The sequence below is a fragment of the Streptomyces sp. NBC_00258 genome, from assembly GCF_036182465.1.
Taxonomy (GTDB): Bacteria; Actinomycetota; Actinomycetes; order Streptomycetales; family Streptomycetaceae; genus Streptomyces.
This window is the reverse complement of record NZ_CP108081.1, coordinates 8,549,037-8,569,915: the sequence shown is the minus strand read 5'-3', so window position 1 is coordinate 8,569,915 and position 20,879 is coordinate 8,549,037. Positions and strand designations below refer to the sequence as shown.

Sequence of the window (20,879 nt, the reverse complement as noted above, 5' to 3'; positions counted from 1 at the left end):
AGCGCAACCACCCCACCCAGTAGGCGCCCACGCGCAACGGTGCCCCATATGATCCCGTTTCATGGGAAGCGCCCGAATCGCCGTCAAGCAAACCCCGGCTCCGGAGCCAGAGCGGGCCCCCGCCCGCACAGGCGACGGCGCCCGCCCCACCACCCCCGCCTCACGGAGAGCAGCCGCGTTCGCCGTCTGGTACCTCCGCCTCGTCGCGTTCCTCAACTTCCTGAGCGCCGTATGGGTCTCCCTCGGCCAGGACGTACGCCGCCACAACACCGAGAACTACTTCACCCCGTACCTCCTGACGGCAGGCTTCGCGTCGGGCGCGTTCACGATGTTCCTGGCGATCACGATGCGCCGCCGCAAACGAGCCGCCTGGATCCTCAACCTCGTACTCAGCGGGCTCTTCCTGCTGCTGTTCGCCTTCGCGATGGTCTTCCCGGAGATCCGCGAGTACCCGCAGAACTGGATCTCCCTCGCCCTGACGGCCGCCTTCGTGGCGTCCCTCTTCGTCGGCCGGCGCGAGTTCTACGCGAAGGGCGACCGCTCGAACCCGAAGCTGGCGGCGGCCGTCGCGGTCGGCGGCCTGCTGCTCTGCTCGCTGCTCGCCGCACTCCTGGTGACAGTGACGAACGACGCTCACGACGCGCACAGCTCGACCTTCCCCGACCGCTGGCGCTACGGCACCCTGCGGCTGATCTCGGTCGCAGCCGACGACTCCCGTTTCCCCGGGATCACGACTCCCAACTGGGTGAACGTCACCATCAACGTGCTCAGCACCCTGCTGGTCCTGGCCGTCTTCTACGCGGCCTTCCGATCCCGGCGCGCCGTCGACCCGCTCACCGAGGGCGACGAGGAGCGGCTGCGGGCGCTGCTCGACAGGAACGGTGACCGCGACTCCCTCGGCTACTTCGCGCTGCGCCGCGAGAAGAGCGTGGTGTGGTCGCCGACCGGCAAGGCGGCCGTCGTCTACCGCGTCGTCAGTGGTGTCTCACTGGCCTCCGGCGACCCGATCGGCGATCCCGAGGCGTGGCCCGGCGCCATCGATCCCTGGCTCGCCGAGGCGCGCGCCCACGGCTGGATCCCGGCGGTGATGGGCGCGAGCGAGGAGGCGGGGACCATCTACGCACGCCACGGCCTCGACGCTCTGGAGCTCGGCGACGAGGCGATCGTCGAGACGGCCGAGTTCACGCTGGAGGGGCGGGCCATGCGGACCGTCCGCCAGGCCTACAACCGCGTCCAGCGCGCGGGCTACGAGGTCCGCATCCGGCGCCACGAGGACATCCCGGCCGACGAGATGACGTACCTGCTGAAGCGGGCCGACGACTGGCGGGACGGGGCGACCGAGCGAGGCTTCAGCATGGCGCTCGGGCGGCTCGGGGATCCGGGCGACGGCCGGTGCGTGATGCTCGAATGCACGAACAGCCGCGCGGAGGAGGGCACGGACGAGCTGAGAGCGGTGCTCTCCTTCGTGCCCTGGGGGCCGCACGGGCTCTCCCTCGATCTCATGCGGCGGGACCGGGACTCCGAGAACGGGCTGATGGAGTTCATGGTCATCCAGCTCCTCCAGCAGGCCCCCGAGATCGGGATCACGCAGGTCTCGCTCAACTTCGCGATGTTCCGTTCCGTCTTCGAACGTGGCGGGCGTCTCGGCGCGGGCCCGGTACTGCGGCTGTGGAGGTCACTCCTCAGTTTCTTCTCGCGCTGGTGGCAGATCGAGTCGCTGTACCGCGCCAACGCCAAGTACCGGCCCATCTGGGAACCACGGTTCCTGCTCTTCGAGAAGAGCGGCGACCTGCCGCGCATCGGCATCGCCGCGGCCCGCGCGGAGGGGTTCCTGGAGGCGCCGGGACTGCCGAAGTGGCTGCACCGCAAGCACCTGGAGTCACACAGATGAGTACGCACGGATGAGACGGACGAGGCAGACGACCACGCACGGACCGGCGGTCACCCGCCGATGAACACGCTCGCCCGCCTGGCCCGCGCCGAATGGGGCCCGCTGTACGCGGCCGTACGCGCGGGTCTCGTCGAGCGGCGCCTGCGTGCGATCCCCATGACCGTCGCCGCGGTGTGCCTGACGGCGCTCACGCAGTACGTGCAGAACCAGCCCTGGGGCTACCGGTTCATCCAGAACATCGGTGCCGTCCGCGCCGAGGACCCGCTCTGGCTCGCCCTTCTGCGCACCCCGTTCTCCCTCTTCGTACCGGCCCTCGACCTTCCCGTGTGGGGTGCGCTCGCGCAGATCCTGATCGTGTTCGGGATCGCCGAGATCTGTCTGGGCCGGTGGCGCACGCTCGTCATCGCGTACGTCGCCACGCTGGCCGGCACCCTCTACGCGCGCGTCGGCATCGCGCTCGGCCCGCACGGCTTTCTGGGGCTGCCCGCCTCGGACTCGCTGGTCGTGGATACCGGGCCGTCGGCGGCCGTGGTCGGGCTCGCGGTCTTCCTCTGTTGGCGATACCACGCGTACGTCACCGCGGGGGTGGTCGTCGCGGCCATGGTGGTGGAGGTGCTGCTCAAGGAGAACCTGGCGGGCAAGGAGCATCTGGCCGCGATCGCGGCCGTGCTGGTGCTGTGCGGGATCTCCGAGCTGCGTCACCGGCCTCCGGGCAGGGACCGGACGGGCTCCGGGTCCGGTTTTCCGCCGATCCAGTCCTGAACCTTACGGCGGGGGCCCGCCCAGCGGCGGTCGTGGTGATAGGCCCGCAGCTGGGCCCTGGCCCGGGCACGGTGCCGTCTGCGGTAGAAGCGCTTGGCCCACGGCGAGCCGGGGCGGGCGAGGCGGACGGCGCCGACCAGGGCGACGAGCGGGACGACCACGCCGAAGATCGCCATACGTGCCTTGCCCTTGCTCAGGGCCAGCAGCGAGATGAGGAAGTTCAGCCCGATGCTCACGATGACGCTCGCGCGGTCCTGCAGTTCGTCCTCGGTGAGGTCGTTGACGCCGAACGGCAGGAAGCCGCTGAGCATCAGGCCCACCAGGGCCGCGGTGAGCACCACGACCTCGACACTCTTGCGGCCCTCCTCGCTCCAGTAGACGTCGTCGAGGTGCAGGATCAGCGCGAACTCGTCGAGTACGAGTCCCGCGCCGATCCCGAACACCACGGCGAACACTGCCGAACCGAAGCCGTGCCGGCCGCTCGCCACCGCGCCGAAGCCGCCGATCACGGTCAGGACGACTCCGGGGACCACGTGGTGGATGTGGACGCCGCCGGCCTCGACGTTGCCGAAGGGGCCCTTGCCCGCGCGGATCATCCGGACGACGATCCGTGTGATCACGAAGGTCAGTACGAAGGAGGAGAGCGCCAGCAGCAGCGGCAGCTTTCCCGGTTCGGTGATGTTCCGTGTCCACCAATGACCCATGTGCGCACTTTATCCGCGGCTGCCGTGGGCGGCTCTCGGGCCGCCGGGTAACCTGCGCCGGTGTCCACGCCCTCGCCGGAAACTCCCGGGACCTCCTGGTCCGACGGCTTCCGTTTCGCCTTCGGAACGCTCACCGTGCTGCCCGTCGAGGTGACGCGGTGGGACCGTGAGGCCGCACGGACCGGGATGCTGTGCGCGCCCGTCGCCGGGCTGGTCGTGGGTCTCGCCGCCGCGGCGCTCGGTCTGTTCCTGCTGGTCCTCGGCGCGGGTCCGCTGCTCGCGGCCGTCGCCGGGGCGGCCGTGCCCGCCGTCCTGACGCGCGGCCTCCACCTCGACGGGCTCGCCGACACCGCCGACGGGCTCGGCAGCGGCAAGCCGGCGGAGGACGCGCTGCGCGTCATGAAGCAGTCGGACATCGGGCCGTTCGGTGTCATCACCCTTGTGTTCGTGCTGTTCGCCCAGGTGGCGGCGCTTGCGGAGGCCTACGGCGTCTCTTGGGGGCGCGGTGCTTTCGCGACCGTCGTGTCGGCGGTCGCGGCCCGGCTCGCGCTCACGCTGGCCGCGCGGGGTGGCGTGCCGCCGGCTCGGCCGGAGGGGTTGGGGGCGGCGGTCGCGGGGACGGTGCCCCTGCGGGGGGCTGTGCTGGTCGTCGCCGGTGTCACTGTCCTCGCGGCGGTCGCGGGGGCGGGTTTCGGGACGTACGGGGCCGTCCACGGGGTGGTTGCCGTGCTGGCCGCGTGCGGGTGCGCCGAGCTTCTGCTGCGGCACTGTGTCCGCCGGTTCGGCGGGATCACCGGGGACGTCTTCGGAGGACTGGCCGAAACTGCCGCTACCGCGGCGCTGGTGGTTCTTGCTTTGTGGTGACAGTGCGGGCCCGGTGGGGGCTGGTCGCGCAGTTCCCCGCGCCCCTAAAAGACAAAGCCTGGGGCGCAGCCCGCTTTCAGGGGCGCGGGGAACTGCGCGACCAGCCACGGACGACCTGCACGTCGCAAACCACCGAAACCCCCACCCACCCAGGGGCGCGGGGAACTGCGCGACCAGCCCCCACCCGCCCGCAGGCGAAGAACTCAGCCCGCCTGCAAGGCATGCGGCAAGGTGCCCCATGGGTGGGTCCCCTCGCCGGGGACCGCGCAGTGGATCGTGGCGCCCCGGGCGCGGGCCAGGTCGCCCACGGGGACGCCCGGCGGGACGCCGTGGACCAGGTGGCACTGGCGGGTGCGGCCCACCGGGAACGGGGCCGGGCGGAGGCTGCGGTACGTCTCCCACGTGCCCTCGAAGGTGACGAGGACGTCGGCGAGGCGGGCGTACGCGGGATGCGGTGGCGCCCCGTGGTTGAGGGCGAGGGTGGTGCAGCCCGCCCCCCAGGCGGACGTGGCGAGCCGCTGGTAGTGGCCGAAGTCGCCGAGCCCTGAGGCGACTTGGTCGAGGAAGGCGCCGTCCACGCCGTACCAGTCGCGGTGGCGAGCGAGGTCACGGACGACCTCCGTGCGCGGCCTGCGGCCGTAGTCGGTGTCGGCGTACCCGAGCACCCGGACGTCACTCCCCCGCAGCCGCTCGGCGACCTCGGCGAAGGCCGGGTCGGGGCGCTCGCCGGGACCGCTGGCCGGGTTCAGTACGACCCCGTAGAGGCGGGGCGCGGCCGCGACGATCGCCTCCCATTCGGCGGGGCGGACGGACGGGTGCTCGTAGTACGGGACGAGGAGGGTGCTCATCTGTGGGCGGTCGCCCTTCCCAGTTGCCAGCAGACCAGGGTCGCCAGCACCGCGGCAGCCGCGCCGTACACGACGAGGCCGACCAGGTGCGGGCTCTCGTCCGCGAGCAGCGCCCCGGCCTGGGCGAGCCCCGCGGCGCAGCAGACCACGGCGGCGCTCAGGACGGCGCCGAACGACTGGAGCAGCAGGCCGGTCCAGAGGACGACCCCGAGGAGCAGCAGGGCGGTGAGCCGTACGCCGTCGAGGCCGGGCGCGTGCGGCCAGAGCGCGGCCGTGGCGAGGCTCAGCAGGAACAGCGCGGCGAGATAGCCGCTGAGACATTTGACGAGGGTGCCCGCGGTGGTCCGCCAGAACTCGCGTGAGGTGCTGCTGGAGCGCAGTCCGGCGAGGCTTCCGCTGCGGAACCGGTAGAGCAGCCACTCGGCCGGCCCCATGCTCAGCGTGAGCGCCACGGCGGCCGGGGCGGCGACCGCGGCGGTCGACGACCCGTCGGCCAGGACGTCGCCGAGCGCCACGAACACGACGAGGACACCGCTGCCGAGGCCGAAGAAGGCGTACGGCAGGGAGCCGGCGAGCCAGGGCGAGGCGCTGCGCGACCGTTTGGTCTCCTGGGCGCCGCCGAAGGGCAGCAGGGCCGCGAACCCGGCGGACCAGCCGATCCGTGTCCCGTCCCCCGACTGCCGTACGGCCGGGGCGACCTCGATGGCGGCGAGCGCGCCGACGATGCCGAGCGAGCCGAGCAGCAGGCCCAGTCTCACGGTCTCGGGCACCGGCTGGGCCATCGCCAGTACGGCACCGGCCGCCATGGGCAACAGGGCGGCCAGCAGGGCCCGTTCGCGGCCCATCACCAGCAGCACGGTGGCGGCCGCGAGGTAGCAGGACTGGCCGGCGGCGAAGGCGACCGCGCCGAGGTGGCCGGGGGCGACGGCGAGTGCGACGAGCGAGCCGAGCAGGGCGCCCATGGGTGCCCCGACGAGGAGCGAGCGGCGGGAGGCCGCCTTGTCGCCCAACCCCAGCCAGGAGTACGCCCGGTGGGCGAGCCCCTGGTTCCAGGTCCAGCCGCACAGGGCGCCGGCCAGCAGCGGGACCGTGCCGGCGGGGAGCCCGAGGCCGTCCTGCGGGCCCGCGAGGAGAGGAGCCCCGAGGACGTAGCCGAGGCCGGGCAGGGCGAAGACGACGCCTCTCAACAGGCAGCCCAGCAGGCCTATTTGCCAGGGATCGTGGGCCGGTCCCGGGGGTTCGGGGTGGCGGCGCTCGACGCGCTCGTACAACTCCTCGGCGAGCGAGAAGGAGTCCTTGCAGCCGTACTTCTCGCGTATCTGGTCGTCCGACATGCCGTCGGACTCCAGGAGCGCCGCTATCTCGTCCGGGTGGACCGCGGCGGCTATGAACTCCTCCAGGCGCGTGGCGAGTTCGTCCACCGGGTCGGCTTCCGCCCAGCTGGGGCGGCGTTGGCGCGGCACATAGGGCAGGGTGTCGGGCCGCGAGCCCGGCGGCATCCGGATCGATCCGCTCACCAGCCGGTCCCGTCCGTCGCGACGGCCTGGTACCAGGGGTCGCGCAGTTCGAGGGTCCAGTCGGCGACGGTCTCCAGCGTGGGCTCGTACACCTCGGGCAGGCCCGCGAGTTCCTGGTAGATCGTGCGGAAGGCGTCCACGGAGCGGCGGAGCGTGAAGCGTTCGATGACGCGCTGGCGGGACAACCGGCCCAGTTCCAGGCGGCGTTCGTCGTCCCGCAGCAGGACGAGTGCGGCGGCGGCCATCTTCTCGGGCTCGCGCGGCGGCACCACGAGCCCGGTGTCGCCGACGGCCTCGCCGACGCCGCCCACGTCGGTGGACACGGTGGTCCGGCCGCACGACATGGCCTCGATGATCGAGAAGGGGAAGCCCTCCGAGATGGAGGAGAGCATCACGACGTGCCCGGCCGCGTAGGCCCGCCACACCTCGCTGATCCGGCCCTCGAAGGTGAGCCCGTCCGTGACGCCCAGTTCGGCTGCGAGCTTCTCCAGCCGGGTCTTGTACGCCTCTCCACCGGGCGGTACCGGGCCGAACAACCGCAGCCTGGTCTCGGGGAGTTCGGCGCGCACCATGGCGTACGCGCGCAGCAGCGTTTCGAGGTCCTTGATGGGGTCGACGCGGCCGCACCAGGTGAGCGTGGGTACGTCCGGCTCGGGTCCGGCGTGCGGGAAGGCGGCGGGGTCGACGCCGTTGTAGACGGTACGGATCTTGTCCGGGTCGGCGCCTCCGCGCTCCTCCCAGCGGCGGTTGTACTGGTTGCACGGGGTGATCAGGTCGGCCGCCTTGTAGCCGAGGGTGTTGAGCTCGCGGTAGAAGCCGAGCATCAGGGCCTTGACCGGCCACCGCTGTGCGTCGCTGCGGTAGCCGAGGTAGCGCTCGCGCAGATAGATGCCGTGCTCGGTGAGCAGGAACGGGGTGCCGTCCAACTGCCGTGCGGCCAGGGCGGGAAGGGTGGCCAGACCGCTGCCGGTGGCGTGCGAGACGGAGTCCTCGGGCAGCCGGACGCCCAGCGGGCGCAGCGCGTGCTCCAGCAGGTCGGTGGCGGTCAGCGCGTCGTGCACGGTGGGGCATGCCTGGGCGATCCGGAGATGCGGCATGGTCCAGATCCACATCAGCGAGCGCAGCGCGGCCTCGGTGCGCAGGGCCGCCGACAGCTTTCCGTCACGGGCGAGTCGGGCGAGTTCGTAGAAGGCCTCGCCGAAGTCGCAGTGCGCCTCGGGGTCCAGGAAGGACAGCAGGAACCGCTCGTAGGTGTCGATGAAGCGGCGGCGGGCGGGGCCGCGCGGTGCGCGCCGGGACCCCTGCAGCGTGCCCCAGAGCGGTACGGACGTGTGCTGGTAGACGTTGCCCGGCAGCTCCCAGGTCACGGGTTCGCGGCCGTTGCCGGAGAGCGAGACGACGTTGAACCGGACTTCGGGCATCCCCTTCACGAGCTGGTCGCACCAGGTGCTGACCCCGCCGTGGACCAGCGGATACGTGCCCTCCGTGAGCATGGTGACATGACGGCCCTTGCTCATCATGCGTGTTCCCCCCTGGAACATTTCTTACGGCTCGGTCGCGCCCCGGCCGGTCTTGGCCGGGGCGCGCGTCGTGCTGCGGCGCTTGTCTCCGTTATGCGGGCAGTCTCAGGGTGAGGGCTGTCTGCAGAGCGTCCGGCGTGGTCCAGGCCGATCGCTCCCCCGCGTACGGCGTCCCGAACGCGGTGGTGCCGAGCAGGAGTTGCTTGAGTGTCCCTTCGGGCGCGGTCACCGGGATCTGTGTCCCGGACGGGGCGGTGACGGTGACGGTCGTGCCGACGCGGTACGCGGTGACGTCACCGTCGGCGACGGCCTCCTGCCAGGCCGCGCGGCGTTTCAGCTCGGTGCCGACGGTGCTCTGCCGCGGGTTCTCCAGCGGGGCGTTGTCGGCGTAGAGCGCGCGGTAGTCGGCGAGCACCTTGTCCAGGACCGGGTAGAGCAGCCGGTCCTCGGCCAGGTTGGACTGGTGCACGTAGTGCGGGCGCGGGTCGTTGCCCACGGCGTGACCGAGGGCGGTGCGGGCCTCCTGCGGGAGGATGTACGACTCGAAGCCGGTCGCCGTGTCGAGCGGGTCGTCGAGGCAGGTCGACGTGGGGTTGTTCTCGCAGATGCCGCTGCCGCCGTCGGCCTTCGAGGTGTAGATCCAGTTGTACTCGTCGGTGATCTCCTCGGCCGTGCCGACGTTGTAGTACACGTTCATCGGGTAGCGGGGCACGGTCAGGGCGCTGCCCACCGAACGCTGCTTGGGTTCACGGGAGTTGTCGGATGCGGTCCAGTCGATGCCGTTGTCCGCGAGGGCGCCCGCGAGGTTCGGGTTGTCGTCCGGCTGCTGCGGCAGGGTCTTCAGCCCCGAGTGCTCGCCGGTCACCAACTCGCTGCTGTCGACGGGCAGTCCGTGGCTCGCCGCCCAGAGTCTGTTGTCGCGGATCTCCGCCGAGATGTCGGCGCGGCTCACGTACCGGGTCGAGCCGTCGGCGTTCTTCGCGCAGCTCCACGGCACGGTGCTGGTGTCCTGGACGCAGCCGAGGAAGGGGTGCGTGTAGGTGTGGTTGACCCAGCGGTACTCGCCCTTGTCGGCGAGGAGCTGGTCGGTCAGCGCGTCGACGTTGCCGTTCTCGCTCTTCCACTCCTCACCCGCTCCGGCGTTGTAGACCATGTCGAGGGTGAAGCCGCTGTCCCGCTGCCACTGGGCGGCGTACACCGCGTCGGCCGCGGACATACGGATCGGCGTGGTCCCCTCTCCGTCACCGCCCACGCAGTCGAAGTCGCCGGGCGTGCAGTTGCGTTCGGTGTCCCAGCGGCTGTCGGGCGCGAAGACGTCGTCGACATGGACAGAAAAATAGTTCCTGCTCTGACCGAGGTGCACGCCCTGGGTCAGCCATTCGACAATGCCGCGGGCAAGGACGCGGAACTGCTGCTGGTAGTGGTTGTAGGCGAAGGTCACGACGAGTTCGCGACGCCCGTCGTGCGCGTACTCGCCCACCAGGCTGCCACGGCCGCTCCCACCGGGCACGGCGGTGTCGACGTAGCTGGTGAAGCCCGCGCGGGGCCGGGCCACGTAGCCGTAACTCTCCTGGATGGAGGGCGAGTTGTCCTCGAATGCGAGGGGTCCGTCGAGGTAGCCGAAATAGCCCGCCCCGCCCGCCGTGGTGACCGCCGCCTCGCGGCCGTCGAGCGTTCCGGCCCAGCCGCCCGCGTCCGTGTAGTCGAGGCCGACCCCGGGGTGCGCCCACGTGTAGGCGTCGACCTGGGGAATGCCGAAGGTCCTCTCGTACGTCTCCAGGGCCGTTTGCTCGGCAGAACCCGACCCGAACGGCGCCTCGTTGGGCAGCACGACACCCTGGTACTTGGCGCGCGGCGTGCCGTCCACCGTGTCGCTCAGGAACGCCTCGGTGATGGCCGGGCGGCCGGAGTCGTTCAGGTCGACGGTCGTGTACGGGATGCCGGTGGTCCTCAGCTCCTCCGTGATGGCTTCCACGGGGCTGTCGCCGTTGTCGACGACGAGCACTTTCAGATCGATGCGCGGCTCTTCCGCCGCCGACGCTCCGGGGGTTCCCAGCCCCAGGCTCAGCAGACCGGCGGCCGCCATGACGGCGGCCGCGTTTCTCCATCTGTGCGCACTCTGCGCCATGTTCGCCCCTCCCCCAACAAGATCCCCTGATGGTCAGTTCGAGGAGGATCCGTGGAAATCATGCAAAGCGACGAGTGGGTTACTCATCGCAAACAGCAGGAGTGTGTCTCAGGTCACAGAAGTGAAGGGTGATAAGTGGCCAGGCCACCACGCACGGATGAACGGCCGCTGGAATGAGCGAAACGCGCCACCGCGCGTAGGCTCGTGCCCGGGACTCCACCGCCCCGGCCGACGTCACCCCTGACGGCCACAGCAACTCAATGGAAGCGAGATTTCACCACCGTGACTGCTCTCACTCTCAGCACCGCCGCGGCGCCCGGCCTGCGGGTCGACGCCATCGTCGTCGGTGTCGCCAAGGGCACCGGGCCCAAGTCCGGGGACCTGGTCGTGGCACCGGGCGCCGAGGCCGTGGACAAGGCGTACGACGGCAGGCTCGCCGGCGTTCTGGAGACCCTCGGCGCCTCGGGCGGCGAGGGCGAGGTGACGAAGCTGCCGGCTCCGTCCGGCTTCAAGGCACCGCTCGTGCTTGCGGTCGGTCTCGGTGCTCTGCCGGAGAAGGACGGGTCCTTCTCCGGGGAGACCCTGCGCCGGGCGGCCGGTGTCGCCGCACGTGCCCTCGCCGGTTCGAAGAAGGCCGCGTTCGCCCTGCCGATCGAGGACGCCGCCGACGCGGGCGCCGTCGGCGAGGGCGCGCTGCTCGGCGCGTACTCCTTCGACGTCTACAAGGAGAACGCCAAGAGCAACGGCAGCGGGAAGGACGCCAAGAACGGCAAGGCCCCGCTCGCCGAGGTCACGCTGCTCGGCGGCAAGCCCCGCGACAAGGCGTTCAAGGCCGCGATCGAGCGCGCCACCGCCGTGTCCGAGGAGCTGAACCGCGCCCGTGACCTCATCAACACCCCGCCGAACGACCTGAACCCGGAGGCCTTCGCGGCCGTCGCGCAGGCCGCGGCCAAGGAGCACGGCATCAAGGTGCAGGTGCTCGACGAGAAGGCCCTGGAGAAGGGCGGCTACGGCGGCATCCTCGGTGTCGGCGTCGGTTCCACGTCCGCGCCCCGCCTGGTGAAGCTGTCGTACACCTCCTCCAAGGCGAAGAAGCACCTCGCCTTCGTCGGCAAGGGCATCACCTACGACTCGGGCGGCATCTCGCTGAAGCCGGCCGGGCACAACGAGACGATGAAGTGCGACATGAGCGGCGCCGCCGCCGTGTTCGCCGCGGTCGTCGCCGCCTCACGGCTGGGTCTCGAGGTCAACGTGACCGGCTGGCTCGCGCTGGCGGAGAACATGCCCTCCGGTTCCGCGACCCGTCCCGGCGACGTGCTGCGCATGTACAGCGGCAAGACCGTCGAGGTCCTCAACACCGACGCCGAGGGCCGGCTCGTCCTCGCCGACGCGCTCGCCAAGGCCTCCGAGGAGACCCCGGACGCGATCGTCGACGTGGCGACGCTGACCGGGGCGATGATGCTGGCGCTGGGGAACCGGACGTTCGGTGTCATGGCGAACGACGACTCGTTCCGTACGGCGGTGTACGAGGCGGCCGAGGAGGTCGGCGAGGCGGCGTGGCCGATGCCGCTGCCGGACCACCTGAAGAAGGGGATGGACTCCCCGACCGCCGACATCGCCAACATGGGCGAGCGGTACGGCGGCGGCCTGGTCGCCGGACTCTTCCTCAAGGAGTTCGTGGGCGAGGGGATCACATGGGCGCACCTCGACATCGCGGGGCCCGCCTTCAATGAGCAGGGGCCGTTCGGTTACACGCCCAAGGGCGGGACGGGGTCTGCCGTACGGACTCTCGTGCGGCTGGCGGAGATCACGGCCGCGGGCGATTTGGGCTGAGGCCCGCCCACTGGCTCGGTCCGGCCCGTCGTACGGCGGGTGCGGGCCGTCAGTGGCTGATCGCGCAGTGCCCCGCGCCCCTGACGGGGCGCGGGGCCGGTCAAACGCACTGCCGTGTGATCGATCAGACGTCTCACTGCACGGCCCGGCGTCCCGCTCGGCGCCGACAGGTGCGAAGATGGGTTCTCGGCAGGACAGGGCCCACCACAGGGCCGAAGAAAGAGCGGCCGGACACCAGCCGCCGCCCGGTCGACGCAGACCGGCGTACGGCGCACATGCATGGAGGACGTGACGTGGCGAACGACGCCAGCACCGTTTTCGACCTAGTGATCCTCGGCGGTGGTAGCGGCGGCTACGCCGCGGCCCTGCGCGGAGCGCAGCTGGGCCTGGACGTCGCCCTGATCGAGAAGAACAAGCTCGGCGGCACCTGCCTGCACAACGGCTGCATTCCCACCAAGGCCCTGCTGCATGCCGGCGAGATCGCCGACCAGGCACGCGAGGCGGACCAGTACGGTGTCCTGACGACTTTCCAGGGCATCGACATCAACGCCGTCCACAAGTACAAGGACGACGTGATCAGCGGCCTCTACAAGGGCCTGCAGGGCCTGGTGGCCTCGCGCAAGGTGACGTACATCGAGGGTGAGGGCCGCCTGTCGTCCCCGACCTCCGTGGACGTCAACGGCCAGCGCATCCAGGGCCGTCACGTGCTTCTGGCGACCGGCTCCGTGCCGAAGTCGCTGCCGGGCCTGGAGATCGACGGCAACCGCATCGTCTCCTCGGACCACGCGCTGAAGCTGGACCGCGTCCCGCAGTCCGCGATCGTGCTGGGCGGCGGCGTCATCGGCGTCGAGTTCGCCTCCGCGTGGAAGTCCTTCGGCACCGACGTCACGGTCATCGAGGGTCTCAAGCACCTCGTCCCGGTAGAGGACGAGAACAGCTCCAAGCTTCTTGAGCGCGCCTTCCGCAAGCGCGGCATCAAGTTCAACCTCGGCACGTTCTTCGAGAAGGCCGAGTACACGCAGGACGGCGTCCGCGTGACCCTCGCCGACGGCAAGACCTTCGAGGCCGAGATCCTCCTGGTCGCCATCGGCCGCGGGCCGGTCTCCGCCGGTCTCGGCTACGAGGAGCAGGGCGTCGCGCTGGACCGCGGCTACGTCCTCGTCGACGAGTACATGCGCACGAACGTGCCGACCATCTCGGCCGTCGGTGACCTGGTCCCGACGCTCCAGCTCGCGCACGTCGGCTTCGCCGAGGGCATCCTGGTCGCGGAGCGTCTCGCCGGTCTGAAGACCGTTCCGATCGACTACGACGGCGTGCCGCGGGTGACGTACTGCCACCCCGAGGTCGCCTCCGTCGGTATCACCGAGGCCAAGGCCAAGGAGATCTACGGTGCGGACAAGGTCGTCGCTCTGAAGTACAACCTCGCGGGCAACGGCAAGAGCAAGATCCTCAAGACCGCGGGCGAGATCAAGCTCGTCCAGGTCAAGGACGGTGCCGTGGTCGGCGTCCACATGGTCGGCGACCGCATGGGCGAGCAGGTGGGCGAGGCCCAGCTGATCTACAACTGGGAGGCGCTGCCCGCCGAGGTCGCGCAGCTCATCCACGCTCACCCCACGCAGAACGAGGCGATGGGCGAGGCCCACCTCGCTCTCGCCGGCAAGCCGCTGCACTCGCACGACTGACCGACCCTCGGTCAACTCACGACGCGACGACACAGACTTCCGCAATTCGTAAGGAGCAACCGAAACCATGGCGGTTTCCGTAACCCTTCCGGCGCTCGGCGAGAGCGTCACCGAGGGCACTGTCACCCGCTGGCTGAAGGCCGAGGGCGAGCGCGTCGAGGCCGACGAGCCGCTGCTCGAGGTGTCCACCGACAAGGTCGACACCGAGATCCCCTCCCCTGCCGCTGGCGTGCTCGCCTCCATCAAGGTCGCCGAGGACGAGACGGTCGAGGTCGGCGCCGAGCTGGCCGTCATCGACGACGGCTCCGGCGCACCTGCCGCCGCCGAGGCGCCCGCCGCCGAGGCTCCGGCCCCGGCCGCCGCTCCCGAGCCGGCTCCGCAGGCCACCCCGTCCGCCGAGGCCGCCGCTCCGGCGCCGGCCCCGACCGCCGAGGCCGCCTCCGGCGGCGGCAGCGCCGAGGGCACCGACGTGGTCCTCCCCGCGCTGGGCGAGTCGGTCACCGAGGGCACCGTCACCCGGTGGCTCAAGGAGGTCGGCGAGGAGGTGGCGGAGGACGAGCCGCTGCTCGAGGTCTCCACGGACAAGGTCGACACCGAGATCCCGTCGCCCGCCGCAGGCGTGCTGCTGGAGATCGTGGTCGGCGAGGACGAGACCGCCGAGGTCGGCGCGAAGCTCGCCGTCATCGGCGCCCCGGGCGCGGCTCCGGCCGCCGCTCCGGCTCCCGCGGCCCCGGCTCCGGCGCCCGCCGCCGAGGCTCCGGCCCCGGCTGCTCCTCCGGCTCCGGCTCCGACTCCGGCACCTGCTGCTCCGGCCGCCCCGGCCGCAGCCGCACCGGCTCCGGTCCAGCCCGCCGCTCCGGCTCCGACGCCCGCCCCGGCTCCCGCGCCGGTCGCGGCCGCTCCCGTCACCCCGGCCCCGGCTCCCGCCGCGACCTCCGGTGACGACGGCGCGTACGTGACCCCGCTGGTGCGCAAGCTCGCCGCCGAGAACGGCGTCGACCTGGCCACCGTCAAGGGCACCGGCGTCGGCGGCCGTATCCGCAAGCAGGACGTCCTCGCCGCCGCCGAGGCCGCGAAGGCCGCCGCGGCGGCTCCGGCTCCGGCCGCGGCAGCCCCGAGCACCGCCAAGAAGGCCCCGACCCTGGAGGCTTCTCCCCTCCGCGGCCAGACCGTGAAGATGCCCCGCATCCGCAAGGTCATCGGCGACAACATGGTGAAGGCCCTGCACGAGCAGGCCCAGTTGTCCTCGGTCGTCGAGGTCGACGTCACGCGGCTGATGAGGCTGCGCGCGCAGGCGAAGGACTCCTTCGGGGCCCGCGAGGGCGTCAAGCTCTCCCCGATGCCGTTCTACGTGAAGGCGGCGGCCCAGGCGCTGAAGGCCCACCCGGCCGTCAACGCCCGGATCAACGTCGAAGAGGGCACGATCACCTACTTCGACACCGAGAACGTCGGTATCGCGGTGGACTCCGAGAAGGGCCTGATGACCCCGGTCATCAAGCACGCGGGCGACCTCAACATCGCCGGCATCGCGAAGGCCACCGCCGACCTGGCGGGCAAGGTCCGGGCCAACAAGATCACTCCGGACGAGCTGTCCGGCGCGACCTTCACGATCTCGAACACCGGCTCGCGCGGCGCGCTCTTCGACACGATCATCGTGCCGCCGAACCAGGTCGCGATCCTGGGCATCGGCGCCACGGTCAAGCGTCCGGCCGTCATCGAGACGGAGGAGGGTACGGTCATCGGCGTCCGCGACATGACCTACCTGACGCTCTCCTACGACCACCGCCTGGTGGACGGCGCCGACGCCGCCCGCTACCTGACGGCGGTCAAGGCGATCCTGGAGGCGGGCGAGTTCGAGGTCGAACTCGGCCTGTAGGCTCCACCGCCGCATCGCACGACGAGGTGCCCCCGCCCGGTTCTCCGGGCGGGGGCCCTTTGCGTTCCCCGGCCGCAGAGACCGTGGCCATCCTGCGGGCCGGTGGGGGTTGATCGCGCAGTTCCCCGCGCCCCTGAAAGATGAAAAGCCAGGGGTGCAGCCCCGCTTTTCAGGGGCGCGGGGAACTGCGCGACCAGCCAGGGACGGCCGGCAGCCTGCGAACAACCACCCGTCCCACGGCGCAACCCAGATCACAGCCACGGCGTGTAAGTCTCGTCTCACCTGCGCGAAAGCGCCCCCGGCACCTCTCCCCACGCCGGACCCGGCCTTATTGTCTAGAAGTCAACGCCCTCGGGGCCGGAGCGCCCCCACCAAAGGAGCCCCAATGACCGCGCCCGTCGTCCACTCGCTCCGCGAACAGATCCGCGAGCACATCGTGGAGGGGATCGTGAGCGGTCGCTGGAAGCCGGGCGAGCGGATCGTGGAGCGCCGGATCGCCACCGAGCTGGAGGTCAGCCAGACACCCGTGCGGGAGGCCCTGCGCGAGCTGGAGTCGCTGCGCCTGATCGAGTCGGCCCCCAACAAGGGCGTACGCGTACGCAACCTCACCGCGGCGGACCTGGAGGAGAGCTACCCGGTACGGGCCGGTCTGGAGGCCATCGCGGCCGAGCTGGCCGCCGAGCGGCTCGCCGCCGACTGCTCGTCACTGGAACCGCACGTCACCGCCCTGTACGAGGCCGACCGCAAGGCCGACGGCACCGGCCAGGTCCGCCACACGGTGGCCTTCCACCGCGAGCTGGTCCGCGCCGCGGGCAACTCCGTGCTTCTGCACACCTGGGAAGGTCTCGGCATCGAGGTGTTCACCGCCCTGTCGATCCGTTGGCTGGGCACGGTCCAGCAGTCGTACGCGGAGGAGCACGAGGCCCTGGTGGAGGCGTTCCGCCGCCGGGACCCGCTGATCGCGGAGCTGGTGAAGGCGCATGTACTGGGCTGCGCACCGAGGACGGGCAGCGAGCCCTCCTGACCGTGGACGGGCCGCGGGTCCTCCGGACCGTGGACCGGCGGCGAGCCCTCCTGACCAGGGACAAACGAGCGCTCCTGGCTCCGAACAGCGGAGCGGCACCCTGCTCAAACGCACTTCATATGCACTCCGACCTGCGAAAACAAGGCACCCGGTGCCTGGCGCCAAGGCACCCCGTGCCTACTTTCTCGTGATCAAGAGGTTTTGCCCTTCAACCCTTTGATCGATCATCGATCAGCGAGTTACAGTCATCGGCGGGCTCCCACCAGAGCCTGCCGCCCTGTCCTGCCAAAGACCAAGGGCACCCCCGAAAACCCCTTACCGACGAGGGAACCCCCCTCCGCATCCGGAAGGCGGCGCAATGACCGACCCCACCGCAATCCAGCCGAGCGAGCTCGACCAGCTCCCGGACCGTGACCCGGAGGAGACCGCCGAATGGCAGGCCTCCCTGGACGCCGTCACCAAGGCGGCCGGGCCGCACCGTGCCGCGTACCTGATGCGCCGCACGCTGGAACGCGCCGAGGCGGGCGGTCTGGCGCTGCCCAAGCTGCTTGAGACCGACTACGTCAACACCATCCCGACCGCCGCCGAACCCGCGGTGGACGGCGACGAGGCGATGGAGCGCAGGATCACCGCGTGGAACCGCTGGAACGCGGCCGCGATGGTGACCCGGGGCGCGAAACACGGCGTGGGCGGCCACATCGCCACCTTCGCCTCCGCGGCCTGGCTCTACGAGACGGGCTTCAACCACTTCTTCAAGGGCAAGGAGGCCGACGGGTCCGGCGACCAGCTCTACATCCAGGGCCACGCCTCCCCCGGCATCTACGCCCGCGCCTTCCTCGACGGCCGGCTGAACGAGCAGCACCTCGACAACTTCCGCCAGGAGGCGGGCGGCAACGGCCTCCCGTCGTACCCGCACCCGCGGCGCCTGCCGTGGCTGTGGGAGTTCCCGACGGTGTCGATGGGCCTCGGCCCGCTGTCGGCCATCTATCAGGCGCGCTTCAACCGCTATCTGACCAACCGCGGCATCAAGGACGTGTCCCAGTCGCACGTCTGGGCGTTCCTCGGTGACGGCGAGATGGACGAGCCGGAGTCGACGGCTGCACTCGCACTCGCCTCCCGCGAGGGCCTGGACAACCTGACCTTCGTCATCAACTGCAACCTCCAGCGCCTCGACGGCCCGGTCCGCGCGAACTTCAAGATCGTGCAGGAGCTGGAGGCCCAGTTCCGCGGCGCCGGCTGGAACGTCATCAAGTCGCTGTGGGGCAACGCCTGGGACGAGCTGTTCCGGCTGGACACCACCGGCGCCCTCGTCCGCCGCCTCCGCGAGGTCCCGGACGCGCAGGTGCAGACGTACCAGACCCGTGACGCCGCCTACATCCGCCAGGACTTCTTCGGCTCCGACCCGGCGCTCGTCGAGCTGGCGAAGCTGCTGAGCGACGACAAGATCCTGGAGTGTTTCCACCTCTCGCGCGGTGGTCACGAGGCGCGCAAGGTGTACGCGGCCTACAAGGCGGCCGTCGAGCACAAGGGCGCTCCCACCGTGATCCTGGCGCAGACGGTCAAGGGCTTCACGCTCGGCGAGGGCTTCGCGTCGAAGAACGCCAACCACCAGATGAAGAAGCTGTCGACGGACGAGTTCAAGCAGATGCGTGACCTGCTCGAACTGCCCATCAAGGACAGTGACTTCGTCGACGGTGTGGTCCCCTACGGCCACCCGGGCGCCGGCTCCCCCGAGGTCCGTTACCTCCAGGAGCGCCGCGCTGCCCTCGGCGGCCCGGCCCCGGCCCGCCGTACGCACGCGGTCGCCCCGCTGCCCGCCCCCGCCGACAAGGCGTTCGCGGCCTTCGACAAGGGCTCCGGCTCGCAGAACGTGGCGACGACCATGGCCTTCGTACGCCTGGTCAAGGACCTGGTCCGCGACAAGCAGTCCGGGAAGCGCTGGGTGCCGATCGTCCCCGACGAGGCGCGCACCTTCGGTATGGAGAGCCTCTTCCCGTCCCTCGGCATCTACTCGCCGAAGGGGCAGACGTACGAGCCGGTCGACCGTGACCAGTTGATGTACTACAAGGAGGCCAAGGACGGCCAGATCCTCAACGAGGGGATCACCGAGGCCGGTTCGATGGCCGACTTCATCGCCGCGTCCACCGCGTACTCCACGCACGGCGAGACGATGATCCCGTTCTACATCTTCTACTCGATGTTCGGCTGGCAGCGCACGGCCGACCAGATGTGGCAGCTCGGCGACCAGCTCGGCCGAGGCTTCCTCGTCGGCGCGACGGCCGGCCGTACGACGCTGACGGGCGAGGGCCTGCAGCACGCGGACGGGCACTCTCCGGTCATCGCGGCGACCAACCCGGCGGCCCTGTCGTACGACCCGGCGTTCGCGTACGAGGTCGCGACGATCGTCAAGGACGGTCTGCGCCGTATGTACGGCGAGGCTGCGCCCGGCGAGGACCAGAACGTCTTCTACTACCTCACCGTCTACAACGAGCCGATCCCGCAGCCCGCGAAGCCGTCGGGTCTCGGTATCGACGAGGGCATCGTCAAGGGCCTGTACCGCTTCAACACGGCGGAGTCGGCCGGTGTCCAGGTCAACGCCGCCAACGCCTCGCGCATCCAGCTGCTGGGCTCCGGCACGGCGATCCACTGGGTCCTGGAGGCGCAGAGGCTGCTCGCCGAGGAGTGGGGCGTGGCCGCGGACGTCTGGTCCGCCACGTCCTGGACGGAGCTGCGTCGGGACGCGCTGGAGGCCGACGCGGCGCTGCTGCGCGGCGAGGACCGGGTGCCGTACGTCCGTCAGGCGCTGCAGGGTGCCGAGGGGCCCGTCCTCGCGGTCTCCGACTACATGCGGCAGGTGCCCGACCAGATCGCGCAGTGGGTCGAGCAGGACTACTCCTCGCTCGGCGCGGACGGGTTCGGCCTGTCCGACACCCGCGAGGCCGCTCGCCGGCACTTCGGTGTCGACGCGCAGTCGATCGTCGTGGCGGCGCTGGCGCAGCTTGCGCGGCGCGGTGAGGTGCCGGCCTCCGCGGTGAAGGAAGCGCGGGAACGGTACGGGTTGTAGTTGTCGTACGCCGGCTGCGGGCCGGTGGGGGTTGGTCGCGCAGTTCCCCGCGCCCCTGAAAGCGGGGCTGCGCCCCTGGATTTTGTCTTTTAGGGGCGCGGGGAACTGCGCGACCAGCCACATACGACCCGCACCCACCCACCCGGCATCATGAACACATGCGTGCTGCCCGGCTCATCAAGATGGTGTTGCTGCTCCAGTCCCGGCCGTCGATGACGGCCGCCGAGCTCGCTCGGGAGCTGGAGGTGTCGGAGCGGACGATCACCCGGGACGCGCAGGCCCTTTCGGAGGCGGGTGTCCCGGTCTACGCGGACCGCGGCCGGGCCGGCGGGTACCGGCTGATCGGCGGGTACCGGACCCGGCTCACCGGGCTCGCCAGGAGCGAGGCCGAGGCCCTGTTCCTCTCGGGTGTGCCCGGCGCGCTCCGGGAGATGGGCCTTGAGGACGCCGCCTCCGCCGCCCGGCTCAAGGTGTCCGCGGCCCTCCTCCCCTCCCTCAAGGACGCCTCCCGCGCCGCGTCCCAGCGTTTCCACCTGGACGCCCCCGCCTGGTTCGCCGAGCCCAAGACGCCCGAGCTGCTGCCCGAGGTCGCGGAGGCGGTGTGGGACGACCGTCGGATCACCGCGCGCTACCGGCGCCGGGAGACCGACGTGGAGCGCGAGTTGGAGCCGTACGGGCTCATCCTCAAGGCGGGCGTCTGGTACGTGTGCGCCCGTGTCACCGATCCCGGGTCCTTCCGCGTCTACCGCATCGACCGGTTCACGTCGGTCGAGCCCGGCGAAGAGCGCTTCAGCCGCGACGAGGGGTTCGACCTGCCGGGCTTCTGGGCGGAGCGGGCGGCCCAGTTCGCGCGCTCGCTCCTGCGGGCGACGGTCGTGGTGCGGCTCACCGAGGCGGGCGCGCGGCGGCTGAGGCGCACCGTCGATCCGCTCTCCGCGCAGGAGGCCCTGGCAGCGGCCGGCCCGCCCGACGACACGGGCCGGGTCACGGTCACGCTGCCGGTCGAGTCGTACGACGTCGCGTACACCCAGCTCCTCTCCCTCGGTCCCGAGGTGGAGGTCCTGGAGCCGTCCGAGCTCCGCGGGCGCTTCGCCGAGGCGGCGGCCCGGACGGCGGCGTACTACGACACAAAAGGCTGACGCACAGGACTGAGGACTGAGGAGTGA

The 20,879-nt window shown here is 71.0% G+C and carries 14 protein-coding genes; 9 read left to right on the top strand and 5 right to left on the bottom strand.

Translation table 11 applies throughout. The features are described 5' to 3' along the window. Positions 1 to 61: 61 nt before the first annotated feature. Both OG718_RS38220 and OG718_RS38215 read left to right on the top strand, forming a co-directional pair. On the top strand, positions 62 to 1,891 hold the full coding sequence (locus OG718_RS38220) for a phosphatidylglycerol lysyltransferase domain-containing protein (RefSeq protein WP_143631144.1): 1,830 nt from the start codon (positions 62 to 64) through the stop codon (positions 1,889 to 1,891). 60 nt (positions 1,892 to 1,951) lie between these two features. Further along, positions 1,952 to 2,653, top strand: a complete 702-nt coding sequence (locus OG718_RS38215; RefSeq protein WP_328846363.1) for a hypothetical protein — start codon at positions 1,952 to 1,954, stop codon at positions 2,651 to 2,653. Here the strand turns inward: OG718_RS38215 and OG718_RS38210 are convergent. Then, the gene (locus tag OG718_RS38210; protein ID WP_143631146.1) at positions 2,590 to 3,357 is read right to left on the bottom strand and encodes a hypothetical protein; all 768 of its coding nucleotides are present in this window, start codon (positions 3,355 to 3,357) and stop codon (positions 2,590 to 2,592) included. The two genes, OG718_RS38215 and OG718_RS38210, sit on opposite strands and share 64 nt — an antisense overlap. Before the next feature lie 60 nt (positions 3,358 to 3,417). On the opposite strand from OG718_RS38210, the gene OG718_RS38205 reads away from it, so the two are divergent. Then, positions 3,418 to 4,221 carry an adenosylcobinamide-GDP ribazoletransferase gene (locus tag OG718_RS38205; protein ID WP_328846362.1) on the top strand — a complete coding sequence of 268 codons (804 nt, stop codon included), beginning with the start codon at positions 3,418 to 3,420 and terminating at the stop codon, positions 4,219 to 4,221. Positions 4,222 to 4,424: 203 nt separating this feature from the next. Here the strand turns inward: OG718_RS38205 and OG718_RS38200 are convergent, their stop codons facing one another. The 4 genes from OG718_RS38200 to OG718_RS38185 form a co-directional block, all read right to left on the bottom strand. After that, a complete protein-coding gene (locus OG718_RS38200; RefSeq protein ID WP_306940447.1) occupies positions 4,425 to 5,069 on the bottom strand; it encodes a spherulation-specific family 4 protein in 645 nt (214 codons plus the stop codon). Next, positions 5,066 to 6,586: a hypothetical protein gene (locus OG718_RS38195; RefSeq protein WP_143631152.1), complete on the bottom strand. Its 1,521-nt coding sequence runs from the start codon at positions 6,584 to 6,586 to the stop codon at positions 5,066 to 5,068. The genes OG718_RS38200 and OG718_RS38195 overlap by 4 nt, the downstream gene beginning before the upstream one ends. Continuing rightward, entirely contained in the window at positions 6,583 to 8,106 is a 1,524-nt protein-coding gene (gene pelF / locus OG718_RS38190) for a GT4 family glycosyltransferase PelF (RefSeq protein WP_328846361.1), read from the bottom strand. The genes OG718_RS38195 and pelF overlap by 4 nt, the downstream gene beginning before the upstream one ends. Before the next feature lie 91 nt (positions 8,107 to 8,197). Next, on the bottom strand, positions 8,198 to 10,234 hold the full coding sequence (locus OG718_RS38185; RefSeq protein WP_260694799.1) for a hypothetical protein: 2,037 nt from the start codon (positions 10,232 to 10,234) through the stop codon (positions 8,198 to 8,200). Positions 10,235 to 10,516: 282 nt separating this feature from the next. Between OG718_RS38185 and OG718_RS38180 the strand changes: the two genes are divergently transcribed. The 6 genes from OG718_RS38180 (at position 10,517) to OG718_RS38155 (ending at position 20,852) form a co-directional block, all read left to right on the top strand. Then, the gene (locus OG718_RS38180; protein ID WP_143631156.1) at positions 10,517 to 12,067 is read left to right on the top strand and encodes a leucyl aminopeptidase; all 1,551 of its coding nucleotides are present in this window, start codon (positions 10,517 to 10,519) and stop codon (positions 12,065 to 12,067) included. A 293-nt stretch (positions 12,068 to 12,360) separates the two neighbouring features. Further along, positions 12,361 to 13,749 carry a dihydrolipoyl dehydrogenase gene (gene lpdA / locus OG718_RS38175; protein WP_055618698.1) on the top strand — a complete coding sequence of 463 codons (1,389 nt, stop codon included), beginning with the start codon at positions 12,361 to 12,363 and terminating at the stop codon, positions 13,747 to 13,749. A 67-nt stretch (positions 13,750 to 13,816) separates the two neighbouring features. Continuing rightward, entirely contained in the window at positions 13,817 to 15,625 is a 1,809-nt protein-coding gene (gene sucB, locus OG718_RS38170; protein ID WP_143631157.1) for a 2-oxoglutarate dehydrogenase, E2 component, dihydrolipoamide succinyltransferase, read from the top strand. Positions 15,626 to 16,010: 385 nt separating this feature from the next. Further along, positions 16,011 to 16,649, top strand: a complete 639-nt coding sequence (locus tag OG718_RS38165; protein WP_143631160.1) for a GntR family transcriptional regulator — start codon at positions 16,011 to 16,013, stop codon at positions 16,647 to 16,649. Positions 16,650 to 17,007: 358 nt separating this feature from the next. Next, positions 17,008 to 19,713, top strand: a complete 2,706-nt coding sequence (gene aceE, locus OG718_RS38160) for a pyruvate dehydrogenase (acetyl-transferring), homodimeric type (RefSeq protein WP_328846360.1) — start codon at positions 17,008 to 17,010, stop codon at positions 19,711 to 19,713. Between the two features lie 158 nt (positions 19,714 to 19,871). Continuing rightward, positions 19,872 to 20,852 (top strand): helix-turn-helix transcriptional regulator, encoded by a 981-nt coding sequence (locus OG718_RS38155; RefSeq protein WP_328846359.1) that lies wholly within the window; start codon positions 19,872 to 19,874, stop codon positions 20,850 to 20,852. Positions 20,853 to 20,879 lie beyond the last annotated feature (27 nt).